The organism is Bacteroides oleiciplenus YIT 12058 (genome assembly GCF_000315485.1).
Taxonomy (GTDB): domain Bacteria; phylum Bacteroidota; class Bacteroidia; order Bacteroidales; family Bacteroidaceae; genus Bacteroides; species Bacteroides oleiciplenus.
In genome coordinates this window covers 1,748,367-1,761,553 of the sequence record NZ_JH992940.1, presented here as the reverse complement: position 1 = coordinate 1,761,553, position 13,187 = coordinate 1,748,367, and the positions used below count along the sequence as shown (strand labels likewise).

14 protein-coding genes are annotated in these 13,187 nt (G+C 37.7%); 11 read left to right on the top strand and 3 right to left on the bottom strand.

The annotated features are described in order from the left end of the window. The first annotated feature begins 30 nt into the window (after nt 1-30). On the top strand, nt 31-2,283 hold the full coding sequence (locus HMPREF9447_RS07460; RefSeq protein WP_009129095.1) for a GH92 family glycosyl hydrolase: 2,253 nt from the start codon (nt 31-33) through the stop codon (nt 2,281-2,283). 154 nt (nt 2,284-2,437) lie between these two features. Here the strand turns inward: HMPREF9447_RS07460 and HMPREF9447_RS07455 are convergent, their stop codons facing one another. The 3 genes from HMPREF9447_RS07455 to HMPREF9447_RS07445 all read right to left on the bottom strand — a co-directional run bounded on the left by HMPREF9447_RS07455 (nt 2,438) and on the right by HMPREF9447_RS07445 (nt 4,085). After that, on the bottom strand, nt 2,438-3,307 hold the full coding sequence (locus tag HMPREF9447_RS07455; RefSeq protein ID WP_044137555.1) for a DUF4373 domain-containing protein: 870 nt from the start codon (nt 3,305-3,307) through the stop codon (nt 2,438-2,440). A gap of 13 nt (nt 3,308-3,320) precedes the next feature. Beyond that, the gene (locus HMPREF9447_RS07450; RefSeq protein ID WP_009129093.1) at nt 3,321-3,668 is read right to left on the bottom strand and encodes an SH3 beta-barrel fold-containing protein; all 348 of its coding nucleotides are present in this window, start codon (nt 3,666-3,668) and stop codon (nt 3,321-3,323) included. A 195-nt stretch (nt 3,669-3,863) separates the two neighbouring features. Then, on the bottom strand, nt 3,864-4,085 hold the full coding sequence (locus tag HMPREF9447_RS07445; RefSeq protein ID WP_009129092.1) for a hypothetical protein: 222 nt from the start codon (nt 4,083-4,085) through the stop codon (nt 3,864-3,866). 695 nt (nt 4,086-4,780) lie between these two features. On the opposite strand from HMPREF9447_RS07445, the gene HMPREF9447_RS07440 reads away from it, so the two are divergent. The 10 genes from HMPREF9447_RS07440 (at nt 4,781) to pseH (ending at nt 13,186) form a co-directional block, all read left to right on the top strand. Next, a complete protein-coding gene (locus tag HMPREF9447_RS07440) occupies nt 4,781-5,314 on the top strand; it encodes a UpxY family transcription antiterminator (RefSeq protein ID WP_009129090.1) in 534 nt (177 codons plus the stop codon). 43 nt (nt 5,315-5,357) lie between these two features. Next, a complete protein-coding gene (locus HMPREF9447_RS07435) occupies nt 5,358-5,837 on the top strand; it encodes a UpxZ family transcription anti-terminator antagonist (RefSeq protein ID WP_009129089.1) in 480 nt (159 codons plus the stop codon). Nucleotides 5,838-6,199: 362 nt separating this feature from the next. After that, the gene (locus HMPREF9447_RS29050; RefSeq protein WP_244267592.1) at nt 6,200-6,424 is read left to right on the top strand and encodes an NDP-hexose 2,3-dehydratase family protein; all 225 of its coding nucleotides are present in this window, start codon (nt 6,200-6,202) and stop codon (nt 6,422-6,424) included. Then, nucleotides 6,400-6,873, top strand: a complete 474-nt coding sequence (locus HMPREF9447_RS29045) for an NDP-hexose 2,3-dehydratase family protein (protein WP_009129088.1) — start codon at nt 6,400-6,402, stop codon at nt 6,871-6,873. The genes HMPREF9447_RS29050 and HMPREF9447_RS29045 overlap by 25 nt, the downstream gene beginning before the upstream one ends. 672 nt (nt 6,874-7,545) lie before the next feature. After that, on the top strand, nt 7,546-8,712 hold the full coding sequence (locus tag HMPREF9447_RS07415; protein ID WP_009129087.1) for a capsular polysaccharide biosynthesis protein CapF: 1,167 nt from the start codon (nt 7,546-7,548) through the stop codon (nt 8,710-8,712). Nucleotides 8,713-8,719: 7 nt separating this feature from the next. Continuing rightward, on the top strand, nt 8,720-9,748 hold the full coding sequence (gene pseB / locus HMPREF9447_RS07410; protein WP_009129086.1) for a UDP-N-acetylglucosamine 4,6-dehydratase (inverting): 1,029 nt from the start codon (nt 8,720-8,722) through the stop codon (nt 9,746-9,748). 4 nt (nt 9,749-9,752) lie between these two features. Continuing rightward, nucleotides 9,753-10,910 carry a UDP-4-amino-4,6-dideoxy-N-acetyl-beta-L-altrosamine transaminase gene (gene pseC, locus HMPREF9447_RS07405; protein ID WP_009129085.1) on the top strand — a complete coding sequence of 386 codons (1,158 nt, stop codon included), beginning with the start codon at nt 9,753-9,755 and terminating at the stop codon, nt 10,908-10,910. Beyond that, entirely contained in the window at nt 10,910-11,593 is a 684-nt protein-coding gene (gene pseF, locus HMPREF9447_RS07400; protein WP_009129084.1) for a pseudaminic acid cytidylyltransferase, read from the top strand. Before pseC ends, pseF begins: the two co-directional genes overlap by 1 nt. A gap of 43 nt (nt 11,594-11,636) precedes the next feature. Further along, the gene (locus HMPREF9447_RS07395) at nt 11,637-12,599 is read left to right on the top strand and encodes a hypothetical protein (protein ID WP_009129083.1); all 963 of its coding nucleotides are present in this window, start codon (nt 11,637-11,639) and stop codon (nt 12,597-12,599) included. After that, the gene (gene pseH / locus HMPREF9447_RS07390) at nt 12,596-13,186 is read left to right on the top strand and encodes a UDP-4-amino-4,6-dideoxy-N-acetyl-beta-L-altrosamine N-acetyltransferase (protein WP_009129082.1); all 591 of its coding nucleotides are present in this window, start codon (nt 12,596-12,598) and stop codon (nt 13,184-13,186) included. The genes HMPREF9447_RS07395 and pseH overlap by 4 nt, the downstream gene beginning before the upstream one ends. Nucleotide 13,187 lies beyond the last annotated feature (1 nt).

The following is a 13,187-nucleotide window of genomic DNA, read 5'->3' as shown; positions in this document are numbered from 1 at the left end:
TTGAAGAGCTCACTAAAGAAACAGTAAACTATGAAACGTATATTATTGACTTACACACTTTCAGTCCTCTTTTTGCTTCCGGCATTTGCCGGAGGTAAAGAGGGGACTTCGCTTTTAAAATACGTCAATCCTTTTATCGGGACTACCAATTTCGGGACTACCAATCCGGGGGCTATCTGTCCTAACGGAATGATGTCCGTAGTTCCTTTCAATGTTATGGGATCGGAAGATAATAAGTATGATAAAGACGCTCGCTGGTGGTCTACCCCTTATGAGTATCATAATTGTTTCTTTACGGGCTATTCGCATGTGAATCTGAGTGGTGTCGGCTGTCCCGAACTGGGCTCATTGTTGCTGATGCCTACTACAGGTGATTTGTCTGTGGATTACAAAGAATATGGTAGCCGTTATAAGGACGAGCAGGCGTCGCCCGGTTATTACAGCAACTTCCTGACCCGCTATAATGTGAAGACTGAGGTTACTGCAACTTCCCGCACAGGCGTTTCCCGCTTTACTTTCCCCGCCGGACAGAGCCATGTACTGCTCAATCTGGGTGAGGGACTGACCAATGAAACAGGTGCGTTCCTGCGGCAGGTGAGTGACACTGAGTTTGAGGGTATGAAAGTCCTGGGGACATTCTGTTATAATCCCCAAGCTGTATTTCCCATCTATTTTGTGATGCGCGTCAATAAACAGCCTTCTGCCAGTGGTTATTGGAAAAAACAACGTCCCATGACCGGAGTGGAAGCCGAATGGGATCTGGATAACGGACGTTACAAACTCTATACCCGTTATCACAAAGAAATTGCCGGAGACGATATTGGTGCCTTCCTTACATTCGATACGGAAGAAGGTGAGCAAATAGAGGTCCAGATGGGCGTTTCTTTTGTGAGCATGGAGAATGCCCGTCTCAATCTGGATAAAGAACAGGGGGGGAAGAATTTCAATCAGGTACTTGCTGAGGCTCGTACCCGCTGGGAGGATGACCTTTCACGTATTCTGGTCGAAGGTGGTACGGAAGAACAGAAAACAGTGTTCTACACTGCTCTGTATCATACCCTGATACATCCTAATATTTTGCAGGATGTAAACGGCCAGTATCCGGCTATGGAGAGTAACGAAATACTAACGACTCAGGGAGAGCGCTATACTGTCTTTTCTTTATGGGATACCTATCGCAACGTTCACCAGCTCCTTACGTTGGTTTATCCGGAACGCCAGTTGCAAATGGTCCGTTCTATGCTCGATATGTATCGTGAACATGGCTGGTTGCCTAAGTGGGAACTTTACGGGCGCGAAACTTTAACGATGGAGGGTGACCCTTCTATCCCTGTTATAGTGGATACCTGGCTGAAAGGTCTGCGTGATTTCGATATTGACTTGGCTTATGAAGCTATGTATAAATCTGCCACTTTGCCCGGTGCTAAGAATCTGTTGCGTCCGGATAATGATGACTATCTTTCATTGGGGTATGTTCCTTTGTGCGAACAGTATGATAACTCCGTGTCTCATGCGTTGGAGTATTACATTGCTGATTACTCTCTCTCTTTACTGGCTGATGCTTTGGGAAAGAAAGAGGATGCGCGCCTTTTTTATAATCGTTCTTTGGGCTATAAGCACTATTATAGCAAAGAGTTCGGTACTTTCCGCCCTATTCTGCCTGACGGTCAGTTTTATTCTCCTTTTAATCCACGTCAGGGAGAGAATTTTGAGCCGAATCCCGGTTTTCATGAAGGTTGCGCCTGGAACTATACTTTCTATGTTCCTCATGATGTGAAGGGACTGGCACGTCTGATGGGTGGTCAGAAGCTTTTCATTGAAAAGTTGCAGCGTGTCTTCGATGATGGTCTTTATGATCCTGCTAATGAACCTGATATAGCCTATGCTCATCTTTTCTCTTATTTCAAAGGTGAAGAATGGCGTACTCAGAAAGAGATACAACGTCTTTTGCAGAAGTACTTTAAAAATGCTCCTGATGGTATTCCGGGTAACGATGATACCGGAACAATGTCTACCTGGGCCATCTTCAATATGATGGGCTTCTATCCCGACTGTCCCGGTGCTCCGTATTATACTCTTTCCACGCCTGTGTTCGACCGTGTGGTTATCCGCTTGGATGCTAAGACCTGGGGACGTGACCGGTTGGTGATTGAAACGGAACGCCCTTCTTCGGAGTCTTTGTACATTCGTCAAATGGAATTGGGCGGAAAGAAATTATCCCGCTATCGCATCAGTCACGAAGAATTGGTGAAAGGGGGGACGCTGAAGTTTATTCTTCGTTAGTGTATTTGATGTAATGAAAGCATAGTATCAATACCCTGTCGACAAGGAGTTAAGAGTTTGTCAACAAGAAGTTAATTCTTTGTCGACAAACTCCTAACTTTTTGTAAGATGTTGATAATCAATATCTGTTTTTGCTCTTCATTCTGCGTCTTTTTTATCCCTGTTTTCGTGTCTTGTTCAGTGCACCGATGATGTATTTTCCATTGTTGAGCACTACGCTCCATCTGGTGTTATGAATTATTTTCCAGACCCCATTTCCTAGGCGACCGTAATCGGACAGCTTCAATATTGCCTTTATATCGTCCGGATCATTGATGTGCAATTCGTCCAATGAGAGTAGTAGGCATTCCAGATTATGCGTGCTCTTGTTGTAAGCGTATCCCGGAAACTCAATAAAAGAATATCTCCTCCATACATCAACGTCCTCCCCCGGCGGGGGAGTTAGAGGGGGAAGTCCTTTATTTTCGTCTGCTTTGTTTTGTTCTGTTTTGCTTTGTCCGGAATTGTCAGCAATTTCGGGTAAACTGTCTGCATCCTGCACGCTATTTTCGGGATTTTGCATACCATCAGCCTCCCTACTATCCTTATTATCTTTATCACTTTTGCCATCCTGATCGCCTTTTTTATCTTCTTCGGGTTTTACCAGCATGTAGGGTAGGGACGCTAAGTCCCTTCTCCTACGTTTAGTGGCATCCAGCCACACTTTCTGTATATTGACTGAAGTCAGTATACAGTGCTCTTCGTAACTTCCCTTGTCGAAGAATCCTTTTTCTATCAGGATGTCCACGATTCCCTGCATCTCGTCTGCCGCAATCTCCTTTCCCGCCTTATTGCTGAACAGTACGCACTGCTCGTCATTCCAGTGCAGGTAATATCCGTTCTCCTTATAGATTTTGCATATCAGTTTCATTACCGCCGTTTCCGCTTTCATTCCATATTTAGCCTCAATCAGCTCCATCGATACCTCTTCGAACAGGTTTACCTGTGTCGGAAAATAAGGTATACTGTTATATATCATTGCCATAGTTTTTTATTTTTCAATTAATTGGTCTCCATTCCAGAAAGTTCTCCAATTGGAAGCTTCTCCATGCTTGCAGTTCTACATCCCAATATACAATGTGTCCTTCTATGCGCTGTATATCGTATTCTTGATGGAAGTATCCTTCATAGGGCAGGAGTGTTGCTTTTACGAATTGGAAGGTTCCGTCTTGTTTGTAGTATGCTATGAGTGCATATCCATACTGCATGTAGTCGATGAGGCTTTCTATTCTGTCTGCCATCCATAGTACTGCGTCCTCCGTATAGTCCTTTTCGAGCATAATACGTATTTCCCACTTCTTTTTAAGTGCTTCGTGAAACGAAGCTGGTTTCTTCTTCTTTTTCATAACCTTTTAATTTTTATTTCTTTAATTTTTAATTGCTTAGTAGGTGTTTATGTCGGGCATAAAAAAGAGAAGATGTCGCTTCATAGCAAAAGCGGCATCTTCTCATGCGGGGCTTAATCTTTGCTAAAGTGGGGACAAAGATATAACGATTTGTAGATAGGGTGTAAGTATTTAATTATTGTCGGTTTATTTCTTCTATCTAGGCATTTTATTTTTTCTTTTGTTTTGTTGTTTTGGTGGATACTCTTCTCTCTGTATTTCTCCCATTTCTTCTTCTATTGTCTTTTCTGCCAATGGATTACCTTGGTTGGATAGGAAGAACTCTCCTTTTGCTGCCCAGTTTGCCAAAGCTTTTATCGTTATTATGTTTTTATTACCAAAGCATCCTTCTTCTCTCAATTTAAGCAAGAGTTTCATTCCCTTTCTCTTGTCTTTATAGAGTATGCCTTTTACTACCTGACTTTTGGGGTGTCCGGGTTTTCGCTTAGTTTCTGATACAGTGCTTTTTGTAGCTAAATCTTTTGTCTGCTTCGAGTCTTTTTTTCAAGGCTTTCAGCCATCTTTACTTGTTTCATTTTTCTTTGTTTTTAGTTAAATATTTAAATACGTATAAAATGTAAAAAAATGACAAAAGTACTGCATTCTTTTTGAAAATGAATAGGTTTGACAGGAAAAATGATTTTGGAAGTTTTTAAATGTGATGTATGTGGTTAATATTTAGATGGATAGTGCGGTGGAAAGGGGGCGTTTAAAAAACGTTCGTTTAATGGGCACAAAGGTAATGGGTATTTTTGGAACTTGCAAGGTGTTCAATAAAAATATTTCTAAATGAATCTTTTGTTACCGCCAAGTGCTTAGTAGTCAGAGATATATCATTAACTGTAAAGAGATTTAATATCCTTTCATTTTTATGCTTTCTAATCTTCTCTTTTTTTGTAAATCTTTACGCATATTAAACGAACGATTAAAAGTCATTTTTTTCATTTTAATAGCTTCGTTTACAATATATTAAGCTGGAATATCAGTTTGTACGGTTTGGAAGAGAATATGTCTCATTCAAACCGCGAAGCGCACCCAAAACAATTGTAAAATTCTCCTTTTTGTTTTTATAAGTGGTTGAAAATCAGAAATATTGGTTTGCGGCTCGTACTCGTGACAAGCAAGAATTTGCAGTCCGAAAATTCTTAGATAAACTTAAATCTGAGGAGAATTTGGATATTGATTACTATCTTCCTACACGAATTGTCATATCACAATTGAAATATCGTCGTAAGCGTAGTGAAGTTCCTGTTATTCGAAATTTGATCTTCATTCGTGCTACCAAACAGGTTGCTTGTGATATTTCTAATGTTTATAGTGCCCAGCTTTTTTATATGAAGGATCTTTCTACCCATTCTATGCTGATTGTTCCCAATAAGCAAATGGAAGACTTTATGTTTGTCATGGATCTGAATCCTGATGGGGTTAGCTTTGATACTGAACCTTTCGCTGTAGGAAACAAAGTGAAAGTCATTAAAGGAGATTTTTGTGGAATCGAAGGTGAAATTGCTACAGAATCCAATAAGACTTATGTTGTTATTCGTATCAAAGGTGTTTTGGTTGCCAGTGTCAAAGTACCCAAATCTTATCTAAAGATGATACAGTAGTTTTATCTTAATTGAGATTAATCATATTTTAATCATATACCAAATGAATTCTTTACTTTCTCGTGCTCTTGAGCTTCAACATGCTGCTCATGAGTTGATGTATCTTGGTATGGACGGTGAACCTATCTATTCTGATACTTTTTGTCGGCTAAATAAGGAACTTCTCGTCAAGGCCGATTCCCTTTTTTCCTCTCGGAGTTCCAATATTGAGGAAGAAGCCAACTTGTGTCTGGCTCTTCTGATGGGCTATAATGCTACCATTTATGATTATGGAGATAAAGGGCAGAAAAAGCAAGCTGTTTTAGATCGGATCTATAATGTTCTGGAAGAACTTCCTGATTCTTTGCTTAAGGTTCGTTTACTGACTTATACTTATGGGGAAGTTTATGAGGAATCTATGCTTCAGGAGGCTCATAGCATTATGGACGATTGGAATAAGTCGGTTTTGACTGCTGAGCAAATGGAAGTAATGGAGGAGTTGAAAAATATAGAGGAAAATCCTTATCCTTTCGAGGTGATTTAAAAAAATGACAAATGGATTGCTTCATTTGACAAATATTCCGATATGATTATTGAATCTTTGCTTACAAAAAATAATCCATTCAATTCCACAAATAGAGATTAAATCTTGGATTGAACAACGCAACAGTGAAGTTGATGTTAAGGTTGAAGAAATACCTTTTGATTAACTTGGAATGTGGCACTCGGCCCCCCCGATGGTAGTATACATCATGATTCAGGCCGCCTTTTCTCTATTGTAGGTATTGATGTAAATACCGATTACGAGACAAATGAAGACAATGGTATATTCAACCTTGGCGCTAGCCTATTATTTTGCAACCGGAGGTAGGATATCTTGGTATTTTGACCAAAGATATAGATGGCGTGCTCTATTGCTTGATGCAGGCGAAAATTGAGCCCGGAAATGTAAATTGTATCCAGATTTCGCCTACACTTCAAGCAATAAAAAGCAATTATTCTTGTGTTCATTCTGGTAAGTTGCCTAATTACTTGAAGTATTTTGTGAATGAAAGTCTGAGAATATTATACTCGATCAGCTTCAGTCTGAACAGGGAGCATGCTTTATGCGCAAACGCAATCGGAATATAATCATTAAGGTTGATAAGGATGTTCCTGTTCTTGAGAATTTTCGCTGGATGACACTTGGGCAGATTAAGGAACTCATGCAATATGACAATCTTGTCAATATGGATACTCGTACAGTACTCTCTGGGCTTAAAATTTCTGATTATGTCACTCCACTGGACGGTTTCAATGGTATGTCTCAATTTGATAAAGACATGATTTTATCTTCTCAAACTAATCATGCTTTTATTAGCCCTAGGGACCATCTTTCATGGTTAACTGGACTCAAAGCAAAGTATGATCTGTTTGTAAACTTTTATCTGATTAATGAAATGCTAGGATGGAAGAATATCGAAACAGAGATTGTGTGTGAGGATGAAAAGTATTTCAAGATTATTGGCGTAAATGTAACCATCTCAAATTCTTATAGGGTAGTACGAGGCTACAAAATGTTGAATTTACAACATCAATAGATTGTATATCAATTGATTAAATATTATAAAAGCTTGTGGTTTCAGCTTTATTTACTATCTTTGAAGTATGCAAGAGCAAGATACTATCAACTATTAATCTCCCAATGACTATCTAAAGGTGACGAGAATCTTCGTCTTGGTAAAAACAGCGATTGTCTTCTTTCCGAGCAGCGTGAAGGTGAACGTCAAATTATGGAGCAGTTGGATAAAGTTTTTGATGAACTTAAAAGGATATGTAAAGGCAATGAACATCTTGCTAATCAACTTTTCAAGGCTCTGGAAGATAAATCTCAGGCTGAAAAGTAGTCCGAACTTCTTTCCAGTACCTTGGAGAAGTTGAAAAATCTCCGTGCCACTGAACTCTTCGAGCTGGAGAAGCAAAAATGCTGGCTAACGGTTGTAAGTGTGAAAAATTTTCCTCCTTGAGCAAGGGTGCTGATAAAGACCTGAAAAAAGGCAAAGATGATTTTGACGGGAATATTCCTCCAGTTGTATTCGGTGATGAATCACCTACTGCCGCAACATCCAATATAAATATCGATTCGCCTTGCTCTGTCGGTTCTAAATCAGGATGTAGAATTTAATAGTGATTTCCCCTGAAGTATTTTTCGGGTGTCCTTATAGAAAGGATATGTGTATTGTGGGTAATAACAATTTGTAATTATATAAGGAATGAATATACTTATAACAGGCGCTAAAGGTTTTATTGGAAAGAATCTCTGTGCGCAATTGAATAATATCGCTACTAATAGAGCTCGTTGGTATAAAGTAGATCCTAATATCACCATAATGGAGTATGATATTGATTCAGGACTTGAACAACTTGAAGCCTATTGCCAAAAAGCGGATTTTGTGTTTAATTTGGCCGGAACTAATAGACCGAAAGATGTTAGTGAGTTCATGAAAGGGAATTTTGATTTCACTTTCACACTTCTTAATACATTGAAAAAATATGGAAATAAATGCCCTGTTATGATTTCGTCGTCAAGTCAAGCTGCATTAGATAATCCGTACGGACAGTCGAAAAAAGCTGGAGAAGATTTGATGTTTCAATATGCAGAAGAAACAGGTGCAAAAGTGTTAATATATCGTTTCCCGAATCTTTTTGGTAAATGGTGCCGACCAAATTATAATTCTGTTATAGCAACATTTTGTAATAACATAGCCAATGATTTGCCTATTCAGGTAAATGATCCTAATGTGATGTTGAATCTTGTTTATATAGATGATGTAGTAGATGAGTTAATTAACGCGTTGACTGGTGACGAATATAGAGAAGGGCGATTCTGCTATGTGCCTAACGTGCATAGGGTGAGATTGGGAGATGTTGTTGATTTGTTGAATTCTTTTGAAAGAGGAAGAGCTTCTCTTCAAGTGCCTTATGTAAGTGATTCTTTTAAGAAAGCTCTCTACTCAACATTTGTATCTTATCTACCGGAATCCAAAATATCTTTTGCTCTGAATATGAATATAGATACAAGGGGGAGTTTTACAGAGTTTATAAAAACAGAAAATCATGGGCAGATATCTATTAATATTTCAAAACCTGGCATAACTAAGGGACAACACTGGCATAATAATAGTGTTGAACGTTTTTTAGTAGTAAGTGGCTGCGGTCTTATTCAGTTGCGAAAAGTTGGTGTAGATGAGAACGGTAATAAATATCCAGTTATCAGTTATAGTGTGGATGGTAGTAATTTAAGAGTAATAGAGATGCTCCCGGGATACACTCACAACTTAATTAATCTTTCTGAAACAGAAGATATGGTTACTATTATTTGGAGTAATGATTGCTTTGATCCCAATCGTCCTGATACATATTTTGAACCTGTAGAATAAAATAAATATGCTGAATGGTAAATCTATACTTATAACTGGAGGTACAGGCTTTTTTGGACAAAAGTTTGTAGAAACGGTTTTTCGGGATTATCCCGGTGTAAAAAAGATTATTGTTTATTCTCGGGGAGAATCTGCTCAATATACTATGCAGCAGCAATATCCCCACAAACAATATCCTCAGTTGCGTTTCTTTATAGGGGATGTAAGAGATAAGGATCGTTTGTTAAGGGCGTGTGATGGGGTTGATATTTTAATTCATGCCGCATCTATATCCCAACCTGATACGGCAGAATATAATCCGGAAGAGTGTGTAAAGACGAATGTTATCGGAGCACAAAATGTGATAGATGTAGCTCTTATTTGTAATATAAAAAATATAATTTCATTATCATCAGATAAAGCATGTGCACCGATCAATTTATATGGAGCATCTCAGTTGTTAGCCGATAAGCTTTTTGTGGCTGCCAATAATATAAAAGGAAGAAAAGATGTTAAGTTCTCTGTGGTCCGCTATGGCAATGTAATGGGGGCAAGAGGTTCTGTTATTCCATATTTTATTGTACGTAGGAATATGGGGGCAAAGGAGCTTCCCATTACGGATAAACGTATGACCCGTTTTAATGTTACACAGCAATCTGCAGTAGATATGGTAATGTTCGCTATACAAAATCATTTAGGAGGAGAAATTTTTATTCCGAAGTGTCCGTCATATCGTATTACTGATGTGGCTATAGCAATAGCTCCTAATCTTTTGCAAAATGAAGTAGGTGTTCGTCCAAGCGAAAAGTTGCACGAACAGATGATAACGAAAGATGATGCAATAAATACGATTGATTTAGGTAATTCGTATGCAATCCTTCCTGCAATAGCATTTACCGATAACCGCAACAAGGAGACTTATCTTGCTCATTACAATGCTGAATTAGTTTCAGAAGGTTTTGTTTATGGTTCAGATACGAATACAGAGTGGGAGACTGTTGAATCATTGAGAGATAAGATACGTAAATATGTAAATTCAAGTTTTAAAGTAAAATAATGATATGATAGACCATATTATTTCTTATGGTCGCCAGTATATTACTGACGAGGATATTCAGGCTGTTGTAGAGGCCCTTAAATCTGATTATCTTACTCAGGGGCCAAAAATTAATAAATTTGAGAGTGTATTTGCTCAATTCTGTAATAGTAAATATGCTTGTGTGGTGAGTAATGGTACCGCAGCTTTGCATTTGTGTGCTATGGCTTTGGGCATTAAGCCCGGTGATAAGATTATTACTACCCCAAATACTTTTGTAGCTAGTGCCAATGGTTTTCGCTATCAAGGAGCGGAAATTACTTTTTGTGATATCCATCCTCAAACCTTCTTGATGGATTTAGATAAATTGGAAACTATTCTGAAAGCTTCGCCTAAAGGAACGTATAAAGCTGTAGTTCCTGTAGATTTTGCTGGATATCCGATTGATGGGGAGAGAATGAGGCAACTTGCAGACCAATATGGTTTTGCTATTGTGGAAGATGCTTGCCATGCTCCGGGAGCCACCTTTACTGATAGTAAGGGGATAGTAAACCGAGTTGGTAATAGTTCATATGCGGATCTTACAGTCTTTTCTTTCCATCCGGTAAAGCATATTGCTACGGGTGAAGGGGGAGCTGTTACAACTAACAATAGAGAACTGTACGAAAAAGTATGTCTTTATAGAACTCATGGTATTACTCGTGATTCGGAAAAGTTAACAAGGCATGATGGCGGATGGTATTATGAAATGCAAGAGCTTGGTTATAACTACCGTTTTACCGAATTTCAAGCAGCATTGGGAATCTCTCAGTTAGGGAGGATGGATTGGAGTATTTTTCGTCGTGGGGAGATTGCAAAGAAGTATGATAAAGCTTTTGAAGGAACCGTTATTAAAACTCCTTTTAGAGCAGATAATGTCCTTCATGCGTTTCACTTATATATTATTTTGGTTGATAATAGAAAAGCCTTGTATGACTTTTTGCGTGAGAATAACATCTTTGCCCAAGTTCTTTATGCACCGGCACACTTGATGCCATATTATAAACAATTTGGATGGAAAGAAGGAGATTGTCCTGTTGCTGAGGAATACTACACTAAGTGTTTGGCATTACCAATGTTTCCTTCACTTACTAATGAAGAACAGGACTGGGTAATTGAAAAGGTTTTAGAATTTGTAAGGTGATGAGGAACATAGCAATTATACCTGCTCGTGGTGGTAGCAAACGTATTCCTCATAAAAATGTCAAGCCTTTTATGGGTAAACCTATCATTGCCTACTCCATTGAAACAGCTCTTTCAACGCATCTCTTTGATGAAGTAATGGTATCAACGGATGATTTAGAAATAGCAGAAGTGGCACGACAATATGGAGCCTCAGTTCCTTTCTTGAGAACAGAAGAAACGGCAAATGATTATGCTACATTAGCAGATGTTATTCGAGAAGTATTGGATAGGTATAAAGAACAAGGAGATTTTTTTGATAATATGTGTTGTATTCTGGCAACTTCTCCACTACTTCTGAATGAGGATATTGTTGTTGGCTATGAAAGATTGATTCACTCGGATTTTTCGTCTATAGTACCTATTGTACAGTTCTCATATCCTATATTGCGTTCATATGGTATGAACAGTGAGGGGGAAATTTATTTCAATTGGCCGGAATATGCTAAAACTCGTAGTCAGGATTTGGAATCTGCCTATCATGATTCAGGCACATTTTATTGGCATAAGATTGACCGTTGGCTCTCTGGTGACATTAAAAGGGGAGGGATAGTGGTTGACGAAGATCGAGTGCAAGATATTGATACAGAACAGGATTGGAAGATGGCAGAAATTAAGTACAAAATGCTGTATGTTCGCGGGTAAATACCTGAAATATTAATTCATATTACTGCTATATAATAAAAGATTGAAGAAAAGAATATTATTTAGAGCAGATGCTAATGTTCAAATAGGTTATGGTCATTTTGTTCGTACATTGGCTTTAGCAGATATGCTAAAAGATGATTTTGAGTGTGTATTTTATACTCAAGAACCGACAGAATATCAAAAGCAAGCAGTTGGTGAAGTTTGTGATCTTGTAGCTCTTCCGTCTGATGAAACTAAATTTGATGTATTTCTTTCCTGTCTTTCCGGTAATGAAATAGTTTTTTTGGATAATTATTTCTTTACATCTGAATATGAGAGACAAATAAAGAGAAAGGGATGTAAATTGGTTTGTTTGGCTCCATATAATATGCATCACTATTCAGATGTTCTAATTAATTATGTAGAAGAGGATTTTTCAAAGTATTCTGTTGAACCATATACTAAAATATTATGTGGGTTTGAGTGGGTTATTCTTCGTGCACCATTTAGGAAATATAAATCAGAAAAAAAAATATCATCTAATATCATCACAATATGTTTTGGAGGTACAGATCAATATTTACTGACGGAGAAAACATTTAGGTATTTGAAAAACTGTAAACTTCAATATGAAATTCATCTCATAGCTTCTAGTGTTATTGGTACTGAAAGAATTCGTGAGTTTTTGTCAGAAGGGTTAGCAGTCCACATAGATGCTTCCGCACAAGAAATAGCTAACCTTTTTGACGTATCAAAATTTGCTATATTATCAAGTAGTATGATTTGTTATGAGGCGTTATCAAGAGGGACAAAGGTTCTTTCTGGATATTATGTTGATAACCAGTTAGGTGTGTATAATGCTTTATTGAAGACTAATTCCATTGTACCATTAGGAAATCTACTTGATGAAAATTATCTAAACTCGTTGGCTGCAGCTTTAACATGTGATAATTTGAACGTAGCATCTTTTATTGATTATTCAAAACAAAAAGAAAAATATATCTCAATCTTTCATTTGTTATGAATATAGATCGAAATAAAATTTATCAAATAAATGACTATACGTATAAAAACTTTGTAGGTCTTACTCTTGAAGAAGTGAAGTTAGTTTGGGAGTGGAGAAATCATGAGGATATACGTAAGTGGATGATAACAAAGGATATTATTCCGTTTGAAAATCATTGTACTTTTGTGCGTAATTTGTCAGAAAGGAATGATGCATATTATTGGCTATTTTATAGGGATAATATACCAATAGGGGTGTTGAGTATCATAAACGTAGATTATGAACATAAAGAAGGAGAACCTGGATACTACCTTTCACCGTATATGGCAAATTCTGGTATAGGTATAGAGATGCAGTATTACTATAAAAAGTTGTTTTTTGACGAATTAGGATTTGAAAATCTTTTTGGGCATCTTTTGTGGGGTAATACTAATGCATATCAATTATCCAGATTCTTTGGAGCAATAGAGGATAAGATTATAGAAATTGATGGTAGGAAATATGTGAAAATGCATACGCCTGCAATTGAGTTTCGAAAACTATCAGGAGATAAATTGATAAATCAGTTTGTTAAATTCAACAAACAAAATCCCGTTAAATGGTGAT